The 17,661-nt window shown below is 71.9% G+C and carries 21 protein-coding genes; 9 read left to right on the forward strand and 12 right to left on the reverse strand.

From position 1 onward, the window contains the following. Positions 1 to 47: 47 nt before the first annotated feature. Positions 48 to 443 (forward strand): RidA family protein, encoded by a 396-nt coding sequence (locus tag LTT61_RS11410; RefSeq protein ID WP_233019908.1) that lies wholly within the window; start codon positions 48 to 50, stop codon positions 441 to 443. Position 444: 1 nt separating this feature from the next. Here the strand turns inward: LTT61_RS11410 and LTT61_RS11415 are convergent, their stop codons facing one another. From LTT61_RS11415 to LTT61_RS11440, 6 genes are all read right to left on the reverse strand, one after another. Further along, positions 445 to 864: a type II toxin-antitoxin system VapC family toxin gene (locus LTT61_RS11415; RefSeq protein ID WP_233019909.1), complete on the reverse strand. Its 420-nt coding sequence runs from the start codon at positions 862 to 864 to the stop codon at positions 445 to 447. Continuing rightward, a complete protein-coding gene (locus LTT61_RS11420) occupies positions 857 to 1,111 on the reverse strand; it encodes a type II toxin-antitoxin system Phd/YefM family antitoxin (RefSeq protein WP_233019910.1) in 255 nt (84 codons plus the stop codon). The genes LTT61_RS11415 and LTT61_RS11420 overlap by 8 nt, the downstream gene beginning before the upstream one ends. 76 nt (positions 1,112 to 1,187) lie before the next feature. Continuing rightward, on the reverse strand, positions 1,188 to 3,269 hold the full coding sequence (gene nrdE / locus LTT61_RS11425) for a class 1b ribonucleoside-diphosphate reductase subunit alpha (RefSeq protein ID WP_233019911.1): 2,082 nt from the start codon (positions 3,267 to 3,269) through the stop codon (positions 1,188 to 1,190). A gap of 5 nt (positions 3,270 to 3,274) precedes the next feature. Then, entirely contained in the window at positions 3,275 to 3,781 is a 507-nt protein-coding gene (gene nrdI / locus LTT61_RS11430; RefSeq protein WP_233019912.1) for a class Ib ribonucleoside-diphosphate reductase assembly flavoprotein NrdI, read from the reverse strand. Positions 3,782 to 3,821: 40 nt separating this feature from the next. Continuing rightward, positions 3,822 to 4,055, reverse strand: coding sequence for a glutaredoxin-like protein NrdH (nrdH, locus tag LTT61_RS11435; RefSeq protein ID WP_233019913.1), 234 nt, complete (start codon positions 4,053 to 4,055; stop codon positions 3,822 to 3,824). A 353-nt stretch (positions 4,056 to 4,408) separates the two neighbouring features. Continuing rightward, on the reverse strand, positions 4,409 to 4,975 hold the full coding sequence (locus LTT61_RS11440; RefSeq protein WP_233019914.1) for an NAD(P)H-dependent oxidoreductase: 567 nt from the start codon (positions 4,973 to 4,975) through the stop codon (positions 4,409 to 4,411). Between the two features lie 92 nt (positions 4,976 to 5,067). Here LTT61_RS11440 and LTT61_RS11445 point away from each other — a divergent pair, with 92 nt between their 5' ends. After that, a complete protein-coding gene (locus tag LTT61_RS11445) occupies positions 5,068 to 5,700 on the forward strand; it encodes a TetR/AcrR family transcriptional regulator (RefSeq protein ID WP_420094768.1) in 633 nt (210 codons plus the stop codon). An 8-nt stretch (positions 5,701 to 5,708) separates the two neighbouring features. Next, positions 5,709 to 6,533: an ammonia-dependent NAD(+) synthetase gene (gene nadE, locus LTT61_RS11450; RefSeq protein ID WP_233019915.1), complete on the forward strand. Its 825-nt coding sequence runs from the start codon at positions 5,709 to 5,711 to the stop codon at positions 6,531 to 6,533. A gap of 28 nt (positions 6,534 to 6,561) precedes the next feature. Here nadE and LTT61_RS11455 read toward each other — a convergent pair whose 3' ends face one another. Together LTT61_RS11455 and moaA are read right to left on the reverse strand one after the other, a co-directional pair. Then, complete coding sequence (locus LTT61_RS11455) at positions 6,562 to 6,804, reverse strand: MoaD/ThiS family protein (protein WP_233019916.1); 243 nt, start codon at positions 6,802 to 6,804, stop codon at positions 6,562 to 6,564. After that, positions 6,797 to 7,855 carry a GTP 3',8-cyclase MoaA gene (gene moaA, locus LTT61_RS11460; RefSeq protein WP_233019917.1) on the reverse strand — a complete coding sequence of 353 codons (1,059 nt, stop codon included), beginning with the start codon at positions 7,853 to 7,855 and terminating at the stop codon, positions 6,797 to 6,799. The genes LTT61_RS11455 and moaA overlap by 8 nt, the downstream gene beginning before the upstream one ends. Positions 7,856 to 7,906: 51 nt before the next feature. Here moaA and glp point away from each other — a divergent pair, with 51 nt between their 5' ends. The 4 genes from glp to LTT61_RS11480 all read left to right on the forward strand — a co-directional run bounded on the left by glp (position 7,907) and on the right by LTT61_RS11480 (position 11,880). Next, positions 7,907 to 9,112 carry a gephyrin-like molybdotransferase Glp gene (gene glp / locus LTT61_RS11465; RefSeq protein ID WP_233019918.1) on the forward strand — a complete coding sequence of 402 codons (1,206 nt, stop codon included), beginning with the start codon at positions 7,907 to 7,909 and terminating at the stop codon, positions 9,110 to 9,112. Between the two features lie 38 nt (positions 9,113 to 9,150). Continuing rightward, a complete protein-coding gene (moaCB, locus tag LTT61_RS11470; RefSeq protein ID WP_233020963.1) occupies positions 9,151 to 10,275 on the forward strand; it encodes a bifunctional molybdenum cofactor biosynthesis protein MoaC/MoaB in 1,125 nt (374 codons plus the stop codon). Between the two features lie 2 nt (positions 10,276 to 10,277). Next, positions 10,278 to 10,724: a molybdenum cofactor biosynthesis protein MoaE gene (locus LTT61_RS11475; RefSeq protein ID WP_233019919.1), complete on the forward strand. Its 447-nt coding sequence runs from the start codon at positions 10,278 to 10,280 to the stop codon at positions 10,722 to 10,724. 151 nt (positions 10,725 to 10,875) lie between these two features. Beyond that, complete coding sequence (locus tag LTT61_RS11480) at positions 10,876 to 11,880, forward strand: AraC family transcriptional regulator (RefSeq protein WP_233019920.1); 1,005 nt, start codon at positions 10,876 to 10,878, stop codon at positions 11,878 to 11,880. Here the strand turns inward: LTT61_RS11480 and LTT61_RS11485 are convergent. The 3 genes from LTT61_RS11485 to LTT61_RS11495 all read right to left on the reverse strand — a co-directional run bounded on the left by LTT61_RS11485 (position 11,870) and on the right by LTT61_RS11495 (position 14,481). Beyond that, complete coding sequence (locus LTT61_RS11485; protein WP_233019921.1) at positions 11,870 to 12,058, reverse strand: hypothetical protein; 189 nt, start codon at positions 12,056 to 12,058, stop codon at positions 11,870 to 11,872. The two genes, LTT61_RS11480 and LTT61_RS11485, sit on opposite strands and share 11 nt — an antisense overlap. 177 nt (positions 12,059 to 12,235) lie before the next feature. After that, on the reverse strand, positions 12,236 to 13,264 hold the full coding sequence (locus tag LTT61_RS11490) for a CobW family GTP-binding protein (RefSeq protein ID WP_233019922.1): 1,029 nt from the start codon (positions 13,262 to 13,264) through the stop codon (positions 12,236 to 12,238). A gap of 32 nt (positions 13,265 to 13,296) precedes the next feature. Then, positions 13,297 to 14,481, reverse strand: coding sequence for an N-acetylmuramoyl-L-alanine amidase (locus LTT61_RS11495; RefSeq protein WP_233019923.1), 1,185 nt, complete (start codon positions 14,479 to 14,481; stop codon positions 13,297 to 13,299). Between the two features lie 199 nt (positions 14,482 to 14,680). Here LTT61_RS11495 and LTT61_RS11500 point away from each other — a divergent pair, with 199 nt between their 5' ends. Then, positions 14,681 to 15,049: a hypothetical protein gene (locus tag LTT61_RS11500; protein WP_233019924.1), complete on the forward strand. Its 369-nt coding sequence runs from the start codon at positions 14,681 to 14,683 to the stop codon at positions 15,047 to 15,049. Here the strand turns inward: LTT61_RS11500 and LTT61_RS11505 are convergent. After that, positions 15,046 to 16,473, reverse strand: coding sequence for an MFS transporter (locus LTT61_RS11505; protein ID WP_420094769.1), 1,428 nt, complete (start codon positions 16,471 to 16,473; stop codon positions 15,046 to 15,048). The two genes, LTT61_RS11500 and LTT61_RS11505, sit on opposite strands and share 4 nt — an antisense overlap. Positions 16,474 to 16,569: 96 nt before the next feature. Between LTT61_RS11505 and LTT61_RS11510 the strand changes: the two genes are divergently transcribed. Further along, on the forward strand, positions 16,570 to 17,649 hold the full coding sequence (locus tag LTT61_RS11510; protein WP_233019925.1) for a hypothetical protein: 1,080 nt from the start codon (positions 16,570 to 16,572) through the stop codon (positions 17,647 to 17,649). Positions 17,650 to 17,661: the final 12 nt, after the last annotated feature.

A 17,661-nucleotide genomic window follows, 5' to 3' on the forward strand; every position in this document is an offset into this window, starting at 1 on the left:
AAAATACCCGACAGAGGATGTCGTGATTCGTTGCGAGGCTGATCCGCATGGAACGAACCGCGATCAACCCCGTCACCTGGTCCCTGCCGCTCGGCTTCAACCAGGCCGAGCTGGTCACCGCCCCCACCCGGACCCTCTACTGCTCCGGCCAGACCGCCATGAACGCCGACGGCGAACCCCAGCACCCCGGCGACCCGGCCGCCCAGCTCGCCCTGACCCTGGACAACCTGGAAGCCGTCCTCGCCGCAGCAGGCATGGGCCTCCCGAACCTGGTCCGGCTGAACGTCTACACCACCGACGTCGACCTGCTCTTCCAGCACTACGGCGTCCTCGCCGCCCGCCTCGGCGCCGCGGGCATCGCCCCCGCCACCACCATGCTCGGCGTGACCCGGCTCGCGGTCCCCGGCCAGTTGGTCGAGCTGGAGGGGACCGCCGTGGATTGAGCTACACGGCGACCACGGTCAGCAGCGGATGCAAACCCGTGAAGTCGGCCGCATTGCGGGTGAACAACGGCAGGTCGTTCGACGAGGCGATCGCGGCAATCATCAGATCCATCCGGCGCGGCTTGGGGCTTCGCCCCGCGGAGACGACCAACTTCGCCATCGAGGTGAATCGACGCGCTGCCGTCGCAGAGAACGGCAGCGCGTCGACCGCGTGCTCGATCTCCAGCAGGCGTTCGGTCCGGAGTGCCAGCGTCGTCGGATCCGCCGCCAGGGCCACCCCCAGCCCCAGCTCCGCGAGCGTGACCGTGCTGATCCGCGCCTCGGTCGGCAGGTCGGCCTCGGAGAGAAGGGGGAGATCGATCAGCGTGCAGGTGTCGAGCAAGCCGACGGGGTAGCGGAACCTCGCCCCCGGCTCAGTCATCCAGCCGCTCCTCGCCGAAGACCGCGTCGATCTCCGCCCGCTCCTCCGCCCCGCTCGCTTGACCGGCGAACCTGGCGAGCCGCCGCCGCAGCTCGGCGGTGGTCGGGGTGCGCGGCCGGGTGATGGGCCGCAGTTCGCCGACCGGCTGCCCGTTGCGGGTGATGACGAAGTCCTCACCCGCTTCGAGCGCGTCCATCACGCCCGCACTCCCGTTGCGGAGTTCGGCCTGGCTGATCGTCCTGGTCATCTCCCCAGCGTAGCCACGAATGCTATAGGTGGCTATAACAATCGAGAGCGCCCGCCGGAGAGACGTGCGGCCCGGGTCACAGCATGCAGCTGACGCAGCCCTCGACCTCGGTCCCCTCGAGCGCCATCTGCCGCAACCGGATGTAGTAGAGCGTCTTGATCCCCTTGCGCCACGCGTAGATCTGCGCCTTGTTGAGATCGCGCGTGCTTGCGGTGTCCTTGAAGAACAGCGTCAGCGAAAGCCCCTGGTCCACGTGCTGGGTGGCGGCGGCGTAGGTGTCGACGATCTTCTCGTAGCCGATTTCGTAGGCGTCCTCGTAGTACTCGAGGTTGTCGTTGTCCATGTAGGGGGCCGGGTAGTAGACGCGGCCGATCTTGCCTTCCTTGCGGATCTCGATCTTCGACGCCACCGGATGGATGGAGCTGGTGGAGTGGTTGATGTAGGAGATCGAGCCGGTGGGCGGGACGGCCTGCAGGTTCTGGTTGTAGATGCCGTGCTCCATGACGGAGGACTTCAGCTCCAGCCAGTCCTGCTGGGTGGGGATGTGCACGCCCGCGTCGGCGAAGAGCTGCCGGACGCGGTCGGTCTCCGGCTCCCAGGTGCGCTCGGTGTACTTGTCGAAGTACTCGCCGCTGGCGTACTTGGATTCCGGGAAGCCGCCGAAGTACGAGCCACGCTCGATGGCGATCCGGTTCGAGGCGCGCAGGGCGTGGTAGACAACCGTGTAGAAGTAGATGTTGGTGAAGTCGATGCCCTCGGGCGAGCCGTAGTGGATGTGCTCGCGGGCCAGGTAGCCGTGCAGGTTCATCTGGCCGAGGCCGATGGCGTGCGAGGCGTTGTTGCCCTGCTCGATGGAGGGCACCGAGAAGATGTGGGTCTGGTCGGAGACGGCGGTGAGCGCGCGGATCGAGACGTCGATGGTGCGCGCGAAGTCGGGCGAGTCCATCGTCTTGGCGATGTTCAGCGAGCCCAGGTTGCAGGAGATGTCCTTGCCGACGTGGTCGTAGGACAGGTCGTCGTGGTAGGTCGACGGCGTCGAGACCTGCAGGATCTCCGAGCACAGGTTGGAGTGCGTGATCTTGCCCGCGATCGGGTTGGCGCGGTTCACGGTGTCCTCGTACATGATGTACGGGTAGCCGGACTCGAACTGCAGCTCGGCGATGGTCTGGAAGAACTCGCGGGCCCGGATCTTGGACTTGCGGATCCGCTTGTCGTCGACCATCTCGTAGTACTTCTCGGTGATGTTCACGTCGGCGAACGGCTTGCCGTAGATGCGCTCGACGTCGTACGGCGAGAAGAGGTACATGTCCTCGTTGTTCCGCGCCAGCTCGAAGGTGATGTCCGGGATCACCACGCCGAGCGAGAGGGTCTTGATCCGGATCTTCTCGTCCGCGTTCTCCCGCTTGGTGTCGAGGAAGCGGTAGATGTCCGGGTGGTGCGCGTGCAGGTACACCGCGCCCGCGCCCTGCCGCGCGCCGAGCTGGTTGGCGTAGGAGAAGGAATCCTCCAGCAGCTTCATGATCGGGATGACGCCGGAGCTCTGGTTCTCGATCTTCTTGATCGGGGCGCCGTGCTCGCGGATATTGCTGAGCAGCAGCGCGACCCCGCCGCCGCGCTTGGAGAGCTGCAGCGCGGAGTTGATCGAGCGCCCGATGGACTCCATGTTGTCCTCGATGCGCAGCAGGAAGCAGCTCACCGGCTCGCCGCGCTGCTTCTTGCCCGAGTTCAGGAAGGTCGGGGTGGCCGGCTGGAAGCGGCCGGTGATGATCTCCTCGACCAGCTCGACGGCGAGCTTCTCGTCGCCGTCGGCGAGGGTGAGCGCGACCATGCAGACCCGGTCCTCGAAGCGCTCGAGATAGCGCTTCCCGTCGAAGGTCTTGAGCGTGTACGAGGTGTAGTACTTGAACGCGCCGAGGAAGGTCGGGAACCGAAACTTCTTCGCGTAGGCCTGCTCGAACAGCCCCTTCACGAAGGAGCGGCCGTACTTCTCCAGCACCTCGCCCTCGTAGTAGTTCTCCTCGACCAGGTAGTCGAGCTTCTCGTCGAGGTTGTGGAAGAAGACGGTGTTCTGGTTGACGTGCTGCAGGAAGTACTGCCGCGCGGCCTCCCGGTCGCGGTCGAACTGGATGCGTCCGTCCGCGCCGTAGAGGTTCAGCATCGCGTTCAGGGCGTGGTAATCGAGGCCCTCTCCGGCATCTCCGCCGCGGACCGGGGGCTGCTCCAGGCGGGCTGACTTTCCGGCCGGTGCTGTCGTTGCTGTTGCCAAAACAATCCCAATCCTTCGCGGACGCGGTCCACGTCCTCTGCGGTTCCCATCAATTCGAAGCGGTAGAGGTACGGAACCGCGCACTTGCGCGAGATCACCTCGCCCGCAAAGCAAAACGTCTCGCCGAAGTTGGTATTACCCGCGGCGACGACCCCGCGCAGCAGGGCGCGGTTGTGCGGATCGTTGAGGAACTGGGCCACCTGCCGTGGCACGAATTCCTTGTCGGAGCGGCGGCCGTCGAGGTGCTTGCCGCCGCCGTAGGTGGGGCAGATCAGCACGAACGGCTCGTCCACGCGCAGCGTCTCGGAGAGGTGCAGCGGGATACGCCGGGCGGGCAGCGCCAGTTTGGTCACGAAGCGGTGGGTGTTCTCCGATGCGCTGGAGAAGTAGACCAGTCCTGTCACGACACCCTCCTGGAATGGGGCCGCCTGGCGGCCCCGCGGCTCAGGCCGCGACGGTGGCGAGCGCCTTGATCCGGTCCGGCCGGAAGCCGGACCAGTGGTCCTCGCCCGCCACGACGACGGGCGCCTGCAGGTAGCCCAGCGCCATCACGAAATCACGGGCGTCGTCGTTCTGCGAGATGTCGACGATGCTGTAATCCACCCCGGCCTTGTCGAGCGCCTTGTAGGTGGCATTGCACTGGACGCACGCGGGCTTGGTGTACACGGTGATGGTCATTTGATGTCCCTCTCATCCACGGCCGAATGTCCCTGCGCAAACTTTGGATCCCGGCCCGAACATCCCCTTGACAGTTCCCGCCGGGGGCGGTGGATGGGGTGTGCGATTCGGTACGGCAGACACTACACCTAGTGGCCGACAGAACCGAGCAGCACTAGACCTGGTGAGTCACATCCGTGGAATTAACTCCCAGGACACGCCGAGGACGCTTCCCAAAAGATGTGATCCAGATCACAAAACACGCCCTCGGCAGCACCTCAGCAAACTCTCGCCCCTCGCACATCGCCAGTCACAGCGGACACAGCGCGGCGCCCCGCCCACCGGGGTGGACGGGGCGCCGGGACGGAGTGGAATCAGGCGTCGACGCGCTCGCCGACGGCGCTCACCAGCTCGTGCAGGGTGGCGCCGAGCTGGGTCAGCGCCTCGGCGTCCTCGCGCGGGTGCGCGGCGCCGAAGCGCTCACCGATCCCGCCGAACCGCGCGTGCGCGGCCTCGACCACGGTGCCGCCCGCGACGCCGACCGCCTTGACGGTGTCGCCGTGCGCCCACGCCGCGGCGTTCGGGCTGATCGAGGCGCTCACGATGGCGACCGGCTTGCCCTTGACGGCGCCGGAGCCGTACGGCCGGGAGGCCCAGTCGATGGCGTTCTTGAGCACGGCGGTGATGGTGCCGTTGTACTCGGGGGTGACCAGCAGCAGCGCGTCGGCGGCGGCGACGGCGTCGCGCAGCGACTGCGCGGCGGCAGGCACCGAGCCGGGGACGTCAATGTCCTCGTTGTAGAACGGGACGTCGCCGAGCCCCTCGTACAGCGACACCGATACGCCCTCGGGGGCGGTCTGCACCGCGGCCTCGGCGAGCTGCCGGTTGACCGAAGCGGCGCGCAGGCTGCCGACGAGGACGAGAACGCTGGTCTGGCTCATGACGACTCCTGATGTACTGGGATAGATTCCGTCTGTCCGCAGTAGTAACCGGACCACGGTCCGATTACTTCCCCCGACCCGGAGCCTGGCCTGTGAGCTATGACACACCGAAGGATCGGGCGCCGCTCCCGCTGCTCGGCGCGGTGCCCGAGGTTCCGGTCGTGCGGGCGGATGCCGCGCGCAACCGCAAGCTGCTGCTCGACACCGCCCAGCGGCTGGTGCGCGACGAGGGCGTGCGCAACCTGACCATGGACGAGCTGGCGCGCCGCGCCGGAGTCGGCAAGGGCACCGTCTTCCGCCGCTTCGGCAACCGCTCCGGGCTGCTCATCGCGCTGCTCGACCACTCCGAGCAGAAGTTCCAGGGCGCTTTCCTCTTCGGGCCGCCGCCGCTCGGCCCCGGCGCGCCGCCGGTGCGGCGGCTGGTCGCCTTCGGCCGGGCCCGGCTGCTCGACATCGAGGTGGAGGGCGAGCTGCACCGCGCCGCCGAGTTGGGCGAGGCCGAGCAGCGGTACCGCAACCCGCCCTACAACGTGAGCCGGGTGCACGTCGCCACGCTGCTGCGCGCGGCAGGCGCGCCCGGCGATCCGCGGTTGCTGGCCGACGCGCTGCTCGCCCCGCTGGCCGCGGCGCTGGTCATGCATCAGCTGCACGACCTCGGGTACACCCGGGACGAGATCGCGGACAACTGGGAGACGCTCGCCCGCCGGGCGAGCGGGCCGGAATGAGGAGCGACATGGCAGGGCTGCGCGAACAGATCATCGCCGAGCTCGGGGTGCGGCCCCGGATCGACCCGGAGGCGGAGATCCGCAGGCGGGTGGAGTTCCTGAAGGACTACCTGAAATCGACGCAGGCGAAGGGGTATGTGCTCGGCATCAGCGGCGGGCAGGACAGCACGCTCGCCGGGCGGCTGGCCGCGCTGGCCGCGGCGGAGCTGCGCGACGAGGAGGCCGAGGCGGCGTTCGTCGCGGTGCGGCTGCCGTACGGGGTGCAGGCGGACGAGGCGGACGCGAAGGTCGCGCTCGACTTCATCCGGCCGGACCGCTCGGTGGTGGTGAACGCGAAGCCGGGCGTGGACGCGCTCTCCGCCGAGACCGCGGGCGGGCTCGGCGTCGACGGGCTGCGCGACTTCGTGCGCGGCAACGTGAAGGCGCGGGAGCGGATGGTGATCCAGTACGCCATCGCCGGGCAGGAGAACCTGCTCGTCGTCGGGACCGACCACGCGGCGGAGGCGATCACCGGCTTCTTCACCAAGTACGGCGACGGCGGCGCGGACATCACCCCGCTCACCGGGCTCACCAAACGGCAGGGCGCGGCGCTGCTGCGCGCGCTCGGGGCGCCGGAGAGCACCTGGGCCAAGGTGCCGACCGCCGATCTCGAGGACGACCGGCCCGCGCTGCCCGACGAGGAGGCGCTCGGAGTCCGGTACAGCGAGATCGACGACTACCTGGAGGGGGCGGAGGTGAGCGATGCGGTCACCGAGCGACTGGAGTCGCTCTTCACCGCTACCAGGCACAAGCGCAATCTGCCCGTGGCGCCGCTCGACACCTGGTGGCGGTGAATTTCGGCGTCGTCCGGGGGGCGCCGCGTCACCCGCCGGCGAAGGGCGGGAGGACGTCGACGGTGGGGGTGAGCACGGCGGCGCGGTCCCGGGTGAGCTCGTCGCCGACCAGGTAGGCGCAGGCGTTGAGCATGGCGTCCAGCTCGCCGCCGTAGGCGGCGGCGAGCGCCCCGCGCAGATCGGCGACGGTGGCGCCGGCGGGTAGCGCGAGCGTCTCGCTGTGCTTGCCGACCGCGTCGGCGATCGCGGCGAAGTAGCGGACCTCAACCACCGATGGCTCCCATCGTGCGCTCCGGGGGGACGAAGTCGGCGGCGTCGATGCCGTGCCCCGCCCACTTGTTCCACATGGCCCCGCGCCAGATCTCGGCGAGCCCGGCGTCGTCGACGCCGGTGCGCAGCGCCCGGCGCACGTCGAACTCCTGGTCGCTGAAGAGGCAGGAGCGCAGCATGCCGTCGGCGGTGAGCCGGGTGCGGTCGCAGCTGTCGCAGAACTTGCGGGTCACCGAGGCGATGATGCCGACGGTGGCTGGGCCGCCGTCGACGCTCCAGGTCTCGGCCGGGGCGGCGGGGTCGGAGCGGCCGACCGGGACCAGGTCGAAGCGGGCGCCGAGCACGTCGAGCAGTTCGGCGGCGGTGACCATGTTGGCGCGGGCCCACTCGTGATCCGCGTCCAGCGGCATCTCCTCGATGAAGCGCAGCTCGCAGCCCTGGTCGAGGCACCAGCGCAGCAGGTCGGGCGCACCGGCCAGGGTGGCGCGCATGAGCACGGCGTTCACCTTGACCGGGGTGAGCCCCGCGGCGTGCGCGGCCCGGACGCCGGCGAAGACCGAATCCAGGCGGTCCCGGCGGGTGAGGCGGTGGAAGTCGCGCGCGTCGACGGTGTCCAGCGAGATGTTCACCCGGTGCAGGCCGGCGGCGGCCAGCCCGGCCGCGCGGTGCGCCAGCCCGACCCCGTTGCTGGTGATCGCCAGCGGCACCTCGGGGACGGCGGCGTGGCACCCGGCCACGATCTGCTCCAGATCGCGGCGCATGAGCGGCTCGCCGCCGGTGAACCGCACCTCGCGGATACCGAGCTCGCGCACCGCGAGCGTCACCAGCCGCACGATCTCGGCCGGGGTCAGCAGCTCCTCCTGCGGGATCGGCGGCAGCCCCTCCTCGGGCATGCAGTAGGTACACCGCAGCGAACACTTCTCGGTGATGGAGACGCGCAGGTCGCGCGCGGTGCGGCCGTACCTGTCCAGCAGCAGCGGGGTATCCGGGCGGCCGGCCAGCGAGGGATGCCCGGACCGCACGGCTGGGATCCCCATATCGACCAACGTCACCCCTCCATTATGACGACGGCCGCCATCAGGTGACCGACTAGGCTGAAACCCATGAATTCCCGGCCCGCTCTCGCCCCGGCCCGGTCGGTCGACGAATACCGCGCCACCCTCGCGGAGCTGCTGCGACCGGCCGGGCCGCGGCCGGTGCGGCAGGTCGCGCCCGTCGCGGCGCTGCACGCGCTGCTCGCCGCCGATGTGCACAGCCCGCTCGAGCTGCCGGTGTTCCGCAACTCGGCCATGGACGGGTACGCGCTGCGCGCGGAGTCGGTGCTGGTGACGCCGGTGACGCTGCCGCTGGCCGGGGTGCTCGCGGCGGGCGCCGACGGGCTCGCGCCGCTGCCCGCGGGCGCCGCGGTGAAGGTCATGACCGGTGCGCCGGTGCCGCCGGGCGCGGACTGCGTCGTCCCGGTCGAGGACACCCGCTCGGACGGGGAGACGGTGACCATCGCGCGCGGCCGGAGCGCGGGCGAGTTCATCCGCGAGGCAGGCACCGACGTGCGGCGCGGGGATCTGCTCGTGCCCGCCGGGACCCGGCTCGCGCCGCGGCACGTGGCCGCGCTGGCCGCGGTCGGGCTGGCGACCGTTCCCGTCCTCGCGCCGGTGCGGGCGGCGGTGCTGACCACCGGCGACGAGCTGATGCCCGCCGGGGTGCCGCTGCGGCCGGGCGCGATCTACAACTCGAACGGCGCCGCGCTGGCCGCCGCGCTCGCCGACAACGGCGCCGAGGTGGTGTCGGTGGCGCACAGCACCGACGACCACGGCGAGTTCCGCGCGCTGCTCGGCGCCGCGGTGGCCGCGGCGGATGTGGTGTTCACCAGCGGCGGGGTCTCGCAGGGCGACTTCGAGGTGGTCAAGGAGGTGCTCGGGCCGCTCGGCGGGGTGTTCGGCGCGGTCGCGATGCAGCCGGGCGGGCCGCAGGGGTACACGGTGGTGGACGGGGTGCCGGTGCTCAGCTTCCCGGGCAACCCGGTGAGCACCGCGGTCTCCTTCGAGGTGTTCGCGCGGCCGGTGCTGCGCGAGCTGGCCGGGCTGCCGCCGGTGCCCGAGCAGTGGCTGGCGCTGCGCGATCCGATCCGCTCGCCCGCCGGGAAACGGCAGTACCTGCGCGGTGCGCTGGCGGGCGCCGGGGTGCGGGTGGTGGCCGGGCCCGGCTCGCATCTGGTCGCGGGAATGGCAAGGGCCGATGCGCTGGTGGAGATTCCGGAGGCGGTCACCGAGCTGCCCGCCGGTGCGGTTGTGCGAGTCTGGTCACTGTGAGCGATCTGTCGCACATCGATCGAGAGGGCCGCGCGCACATGGTCGATGTGAGCGCCAAGGCCGAGACCGCGCGTACCGCCACCGCGGCGGGAGTACTGCGCACCACGCCGGAGGTGGTGGCGCTGGTGCGCGCCGACGACCTGCCGAAAGCGGATGTGCTTGCCACCGCTCGGGTGGCGGGCATCGCCGGGGCCAAGAAGACCTCCGAGTTGATTCCGCTCTGCCATCCGATCGCGCTGACCTCGGTGAAGGTGGCGTTCGAGTTCCTGGCGGACGGGATCGGGATCGAGGCCACGGCCAAGACCACCGGGGTGACCGGGGTCGAGATGGAGGCGTTGACCGCCGTCGCGGTGGCGGGGTTGACGTTGCACGACATGGTGAAGGCGGTGGATCCCGCGGCCGTTCTGGACGGGGTCCGGCTGCTCACCAAGAGCGGTGGGAAGCGCGGGGATTGGTCCCGCGAAGCGGAGGTGGCCGACACGGCGACGGCCGCGAACCCGGCCGATGCCGCAAACCCCGCCGACGCCGCGAACCCCGCGGACGCGGCGGACCCGGCCGACGCCGCGAACCCCGCGGACGCCGCGGGCCCGGCCGACCCCGCGGACCCGGCCGACGCCGCGGACGACGTCGCCGCGACCGTGCATGCCGACTCCCCCGCGGGAATCGCCGAACCTCCCGGCGCGCCCGCGCGGAGCGCGGTGGTGCTCGTCGCCTCGACCGGCGTCGCGGCGGGGACGCGCGAGGACCGGACCGGGCCGGTGCTCGCCGACTGGCTCACCCGGCTCGGCTTCGCGGTGCGCGGCCCGCTGGTCTACGCCGACTCCGAGATCGCGCTCGGCCTCGCCGACGCCCTTCGCTTCGAGCCGGAGCTGGTGCTCAGCACCGGCGGCACCGGCGCCTCCCCGACCGACGCCACCCCCGAGGCCACGCTGGCCCTGCTGAACCGGGAGCTGCCCGGGATCGGCGAGGCCATCCGGCGGCACGGCGCCGCGAAGTTCCCGCTGGCCTCGCTCAGCCGGGGCGTCGCCGGGCTGGTCGGCCGCTCGGTGGTGGTGAACCTGCCCGGCTCCCCCGGCGGCGTCCGGGACGGCATCACCGTGCTGGAACCCCTGCTCGACCACCTGCTCGCCCAGGTGGCGGGCGGCGGCGCACACGAGGAGTAACCATGTCGACGACCGAGCCGCAGCACTCCGGCGATGTCCGGCTGGCCCGGATCAGCGAGCAGCCGCTCGACCCGGCCGCGGTCGAGGCCGCCGTGCTCGGCCCCGAGCACGGCGCCGTCGTGGTCTTCACCGGCGCGGTGCGCGACCACGACCACGGCCAGGCGGTCTCCGCGCTGGAGTACTCGGCGCACCCGAAGGCGGAGAGCTTCCTCGCCAGGTGCTGCGCGGAGGTCGCCGCGGCCTCCGGGCTGCCGGTGGCGGCGGAGCACCGGGTCGGCGCGCTCACGATCGGGGATCGCGCGATCGTGGTCGCGGTGGCGGCGCCGCACCGCGCGGAGGCCTTCGCCACCTGCGCGGAGCTGGTGGACCGGATCAAGCTCGAGGTGCCGATCTGGAAGCGGCAGATGTTCGCCGACGGTCTCTCCGAGTGGGTCAACGCCTGCGGGTGAACGTCGGACGAGCGGGCGGATTCCGCCACTCGGGGCGGATCAGGTCGCCGCTCGGCAACGAAAAGGGGTATCCCCGGCGTTCCACGGGCGGGATCGGACAGGATGGGCTGACCGGGTGTCCACCCGGCCGGTGTCCGGACGAGGAGCAGGGGTGAGCACGGATCAGGTTCTGCTGCACAGGTTCGTCATCGAGCAGCTCGCGGCGGCCGGCGTCGACCCGCGCAGGCTGGCCCGCGAGGCCGGGCTCCCCGAGTGGGCGCTGACCGGCGACTCCGGCCACCTGCCGAGCCCCACCTTCTCCCGGCTGTGGGAGGTGGCCGCGCACGCGCTCGGCGACCCGGACGTCGCGCTGCGGGTGGGCGGCAACTTCCAGCTCAGCAGCCTCGGGCTCTACGACTACCTGTTCTCCACGGCGCCGACGCTCGGCGCCGGGCTCGCCACCTCGGACCCGTACGTCACCGCGGTCACCACCAACCACCGGTTCCACCTGCTCGCCGACAACGAGCGCGAGGTCACGCTCTACCTGGACATGCTCGACGGCGAGGGCCCCGGCCGGGACCTGACCCAGCTGTGGGGGTTGATCGCCTCGCTCACCAGGGCGCGGCGCGCGGTGCGCGGGCCGATCGTGCCGCTCAAGGTGGGGCTGCGGCAGCAGGCGCCGAGCAGGCAGGGCGTGTACCGGGAGGCGTTCGGCACCGGCGCGGTGGAGTTCGGCGCCGCCTACGACGGCATCACCTTCCGCGCGGCGGACATGGACCTTCCGCTGGTCACCGCCGATTCGGCGCTGGCCGCCGTACTGCGCCCGCTGGCCGACGCGCTACCGCCGCCGCCACCGCTGCGCGCGGTCTGGCCGCGCCGGGTGGCGGCGGCGCTGGAGCGCGCGATGGACGAGGGCGACGTCTCGCTGGAGCGGGTGGCCCGCGCGCTGGCGCTCAGCCCGCGGACGCTGCAGCGCAGACTGGCCGAGGCGGGCACCACCTGGCGCCGGGAGCTGGACCGGGCGCGCGACGCGCGGCTGCGCCGGGCGGTCGCGGTCGGCCCGATGAACCGGTCGCGGCAGGCGGAGCTGCTCGGCTACTCCGACGCGGCGTCCATGCGCCGGGCCGCGCGGCGCTGGTCGGCGGCGCGCCGGGGGCCGACCACGCTCACACCCTGAGGTAGCTCGCCGCGATCCGCCAGAAGGTCTGCGGCTCCAGGATCTCGAAATCCCAGCTGTCGATCACGCTCTGCACCGAGGTCACGATGGCCGTCACGTCGAAGTCCTCGCGGGTGGCTGACCCCTTGGCCTCCAGCGCGGCGATCACGTAGGCGGTGGCGCTCTCGCAAGTCTGCACGAAGCTCTCCCATCGGTCGCACGACACGGCGCCCGCAGCATTGGACGCCGAATCGACCGCCGCGAAACGAGCCGGAGATGCGCGGGTCCGGCGCGGCGGTCCCAGGGACGAGTCTCGTCGGCGTGTCGCCGGGCCACCAGCACCGAACGCGACAGCCGCCGACCGAACACGCCAAGATCAGGCCGGTTCCGGGGTGTAGCGCCAGAGCCCGAGCAGGGCGTCGGCGCCGAGCGGCTCGGCGGCGCTGTGCTCGGCGGCGGCGAGCCGGGCGCGCAGCGCCGCCTCGTCCAGGCCGGTGCCGATCAGCACGATGTCGGTGGCGCGGCGCTCGCCCCGCGCCCAGGCCACCGGCTCGACGGCGACGTGTCTGCCGACCAGGTGGAAGGTCCACTTGCGGCGCTCCCCGGCGACCGCGACGGCGGCGACGCCCTTGGCGCGGAAGAGCCCGTCCGGCGGATCTTCCAGGAAGGCGACGAGGGCGCGCGGGTCGAGCGGGCGCTCGGTGTGGAAGGCGATGCTGCGGTACCCGTCGTGCAGGTGGGGGTGCGGCTCGGCGGCGCAGGGCTCGGCGAGCAGCGCGTCGAAGCTGAGTTGCTCGGGGCCATCGACGGCGCGGCGCACCGGCTCGTCGAAGAGGAGCCCCGGCGCCACGCGGCCGTGCGTGGTGGCGTGGATCGGCACCTGGCCGACGGTTTCGGCGATCCGGGCGCGCACCGCGTCGGCCTCCAGCGCGCGGTCGATCTTGTTGAGTACCACCAGGTCCGCGAGCCGGAGGTGGGTCAGGAGCTCGGGGTGCCTGGCGCTGGTCTCCGGGAACTGCTCGGCGTCGACCACCTCGACCAGCCCGCCGTAGCGGAGGCGCGGGTTGGCGCTGCCGATCACCATGCGCACCAGGTTGCGTGGCTCGGCCAGGCCGCTCGCCTCGACCACGATGACGTCGACGGCGTGCCTGGATTCGGTGAGCCGGGTGAACATCTCGTCCAGCTCGCCCAGGTCGACGGCGCAGCACACGCAGCCGTTGCCGAGCGAGACCATGGCGTCGACCTGGCCCGCGACCAGCATGGCGTCGATGTTCACGGCGCCGAAGTCGTTGACCACCACGCCGATCCTGGTGTCGCCCGCCGCGCGCAGCAGGTGGTTCAGCAGGGTGGTCTTCCCCGATCCGAGGAAGCCGGCCACGATCAGCACGGGAATCCGCTCCGCCATTCCGTCCACCCTAGTGAACGCGGGCGGGCCGTTCAGTTCGCGGGTTGGGTGAGGGCGCCCGCGAGGCGGTAGGCGAGATCGACGAGCCCCGTGGTGATGTCGCGCTCGTCCAGGCCGAGCGCCTTCGCCAGCGGGCGGAGCAGCTCGAGGACCTGGGTGATCGGGCCCTCCGCCGGGCCGGGGGGTGCGGAGTCCCACGGGTCGACGCCGCGGGCGCGCGGGAGGGACGGGGTTCTGGCCGTTCCGGTGGGCGCCGCCGACGTGGTCGGGGTGGAGGCGCCTGCCTGTGGGACGCCGTCGGGCGCGGTGGTTCCCGGTTCGGGGCCGTCGGGGGCGGTGGTTCCCGGTCCGGTGCGGGCGGGGGCAGCGGAGCCCGGGGCGGCGGGCGCGGGGGGCGTCCCGGCGCGGGCGGGGTCGGTGGGCTGACCGTTGCCGGGCGAGAGCCCGAGCAGGTAGCCGGCGATGCCGGTGGTGATGGCGATGGCGTGCTGCAACTGCCCCTCGGGGCTCTCCAGCACGGCGGCGTCCTCGGGATTCGCGCCGTTGCCCATCTCGACGAAGACCGCGGGCACGTGGGTGAGCGCGGGGCCCGCGATGTCGGCCCTGGTCTGGATGCCCTCCATGGCGCCGCCGTAGGTGGCGGGCGAGAAGCCCGCGCGCACGTAGGCGTCGCGCATGGTGGTGCTCGCGGCGCGCCCGGCGCCGGACTGGGCCCGGTCGGCGTCCGGGTCCGGGATCGGCAGAGCCGGCACGATCAGGTGGAAACCGCGCTGGTCGGCGGGGGCGCCGTCGGCGTGGATGCTCACCGCGAGGGCGGCGCCGGAGCGGTTGGCCGCCGCGGCCCGCTCGTCGACGCAGCCACCCCAGCCGGTGTCGTCGGCCCGGCTCAGCACCACCCGCGCTCCGAGGCTCTCCAGCGAGGACTTGACCAGCTGGGTGACCTCCCAGTTGACGGTGTGCTCGGGCACGCCGTTGAGCGTGGTCATCCCGGTGGTCTGGCAGGGTTTGGTGCCGCCGCGCCCGTTGTCGACCTGCCGGGAGAGCTCCTCGGCGTGCTCGGAGCCCTGGTGGCCGGGGTCGAGGAAGACGGTGCGCCCGGCGAGTTCGTTGTTCGCGGGCTGCGCCTGAGCGGCGGCGGGGGCCAGCGCGAACGCCGACGCGGTGAGGATCGGGGCCAGGACGAGGCGGGTCGTGCTTCGCAGAATGCTCGGCTTCATGTGCGGTCGGCGCTCCGGGGCCGGAACGCCCCTCCCTTCCCATTGGTCACACCACACCCATAGGTCACTGTCGCAACACCCGCCCCAGCCGAACAAGGCGAGTTATCGAACCGTGACCATCCTACGTAACCCCAACGGGTGTGGCCCGAATCTCGAAAACAGCAATTCATGCCCGGAGGCTCTGGTACATCTGACGGGTATGCGCACCACAGCGGCGCTCGTCGCCGGAGCCCTCCTGTCCGTCGCGAGCCTGGTCGGCGCGGGTACCGCCGCCGCCGAGCCGATCACCGTCATCCCGGTCGACAGCCTCTACCTCGTCGGCGAGGAGATCGTGCCCGGCTGGTACGAGGCGCCCGGCACGCCCGACCAGCGCTACGGCTGCGACTGGCGCAGGCTCTGGACCACCGAGGGCGAGCTCTTCGACATGAACCACGTGATCGGCAACGACTTCACCAGGAAGACGCCGGTGCGCGCGGAGATCAAGGCGAGCGACGTCGCCTTCCTCACGGTGAACTGCGGTCCGTGGCGGCTGATCCCGGCGCCGCCACGGACCGGCTCGGCGGGTTAGGCCTTCGCCACCACCAGGTTCGCGTCGGTGGCGGCGTCCGGCACCTCGGTGCCGCGCAGCGAGGTGCCCGCCGTCTCGCGCAGGAAGAACCAGGCGATCAGCCCGATCACGCTGGCGCCCATCATGTAGGCGGCCGGGAAGAGCGACCAGCCGGTGCCCTCGATCGCGGCCTCGTTCACCAGCGGCGCGGTGCCGCCGAAGAGCGCGGTCGAGACGTTGTAGCCGAAGGCGAAGCCGGCGTAGCGCACGTGCGTCGGGAAGATCGCCGGGAAGGTCGAGCTGATGGTGGCCAGCTGCGGCAGGTAGAGCAACCCGAGGACGACGAAGCCGACGACGGCCCACACGATCCCCTGCCCCATCAGCCAGTACATGGGCAGCGCGAAGACGATCAGCCCGAGCAGCGAGACCAGCCACATGGGCCGCCGCCCGACCCGGTCGGAGAGCGCGCCGAAGAACGGGATCGCCAGCATCATGATCAACTGGCCGATCAGCATCATGGCGGTGGTGGTCGACTCCGCGACGCCGACGGTGTTCTGCAGGTAGGTCGGCTGGTAGGTGAGCAGCGTGTAGTTGACCACGTTCAGCGCGACGACCAGCCCCATCAGCGTGAGGGTTTCGCGCCGGTAGGTGACGACCACCTCGCGCAGCCCGGTCGGCGGGCGCTTCGCCTTCGACGCGGCGACCTCCTCGAAGATCGGCGACTCGGCGAGCCGCGAGCGCAGGTACCAGCCGATGGCGCCGAGCGGGAGCGCGATCAGGAACGGGAGCCGCCAGCCCCAGTCGTGCATGGCGTCGGTGCCGAGCACGAGCTGGCAGGCCAGCACCACCGCGGAGCCGCCGACGAAGCCGCCGAGCGTGCCGAACTCGAGGAAGCTGCCGTAGAAGCCGCGCTTGCGGTCGCCCGCGCACTCTGCCATGTAGGTGGCGGCACCGCCGTACTCGCCGCCGGTGGAGAAGCCCTGCACCACGCGCAGCGTGATGAGCAGGATCGGCGCGAGCACGCCGACCTGGCCGTGCGTCGGCAGGATGCCGATCGCGCCGGTCGCGGCGGCCATCAGCAGGATGGTGGTGGCGAGCACCGCCTTGCGGCCGATCCGGTCGCCGAGCGGGCCCCAGACCATGCCGCCGAGCGGGCGCAGCACGAAGGAGACGGCGAAGCCGAGCATGACGCCGAGCGTCCCGAGGTCGCCGGGGAAGAACGCGTCGGCCAGGTAGGTGGCGGTCGCGGCGTAGACGCCGTAGTCGAACCACTCGGTGGCGTTGCCCATGGCCGAGGCCGCGACGGAGCGCTTGAGCGTCCCCGGATCCGCCGTCCCCGTTGCCGGTGGCTTGCTCTCGGTCACAATCGTGTCCTTCCCAGCCCGCGGCTCGGGCCTCGCTTCGGCCAGGAGTACCCGCTCCGGCGCGCGGCACTCCGTGATCATTTCCGGACCATCGAAGTGGCGGGCGACAGCAATTACTCAGCTACCATCGGGTACGTGGTGTTTCGACACCGTGGACCGAGCTGGAGGGTCGTCGCGATGGCGGAACCGAACACCTGGCAAGCCCTGCTGGAAGCCTTCACCGAACAGGCGCGGCGTCGCGCCGAGATCGACGGCGCGCCCGCGCCCGGCCCGCCCCCGCGGCCCGGCGCCACCCCGGCCGAGCTGGCCGCCGCCGAGCAGCGGCTCGGCAGGCCGCTCGACCCGCAGCACCGCGCGCTGCTCGCCACCGCGGACGGCTGGGACGGCTACGCCGACGGCGCCGCGCTGCTCGGCACCGCGGACCTCGGAGGCCGGCGGCACGGGTCGGCCGTCGCGGTGCTCGCCGACTTCTTCGCCGAGAGCGAGGGCCGCTTCCCGGCCGCGCTCGGCATCGACCCGGACCCCGCCGCACACACCCCGGTCGGCGACAGCGCCGACGACGGCTACAACCGCAACCTCTACCTCACCCCCGACGGCTCCGCCTTCGAACTGCGCGCCCGCCGCCCGGTGCTGCACCCCGGCCTGGCCGCGCTGCTCCGGCACCGGCTGCGCGAGTACACCGACCGGGTCGACCGGCTGATGTGGGGGCCGGAGCACGGGCCGTGGGGCCGCGACGTGCACCTCGACCCGCCGCCGGTGGACCGGATCATCGCCGTCATGACCGCGCTCGGCCGGATCGCCGATCCGGAGGCGCCGGTGCAGGCCGGGCCGCCCGCCACCGCGGAGCGGCTGAACCGGCTGGAGCGCGCGCTCGGGGTGTCGCTGCGGCCGGAGCACCGGGCCGTGCTGCTCGCCGCGGACGGACTGCGCTACCCGGGCGGGCAGGTGCTCTCGGTGCCGGAGATCAGGGAGAGCGCGCTGGTCGCGCAGCACACCGCCGCGGGCGACGGGCGTAAGCGGGCCGCGCGGGCGCGGATCAGCCGGGTGCCGACGGTGCCCTTCGCGCTGGCCGGGATCGCGCTGCTCGGCGTCGACGTCCGGGACGGGCGGGTGCACGACCTGCTCGCCGGGGAGCCGGTCGCCGGACCGGCGGGAGAACGGGACGGGACGGTGCTCGGGCACCTGCTCACCGAGTGCGAGGCGCTGTGGCGGGCGGCGGGGCGGCCGCCGCTGCACACGCTCTGCGTGGTGCTCTAGGTCGTGTTGCGA

Origin of the sequence: Nocardia asteroides, from assembly GCF_021183625.1 — a bacterium.
Taxonomy (GTDB): domain Bacteria; phylum Actinomycetota; class Actinomycetes; order Mycobacteriales; family Mycobacteriaceae; genus Nocardia; species Nocardia asteroides_A.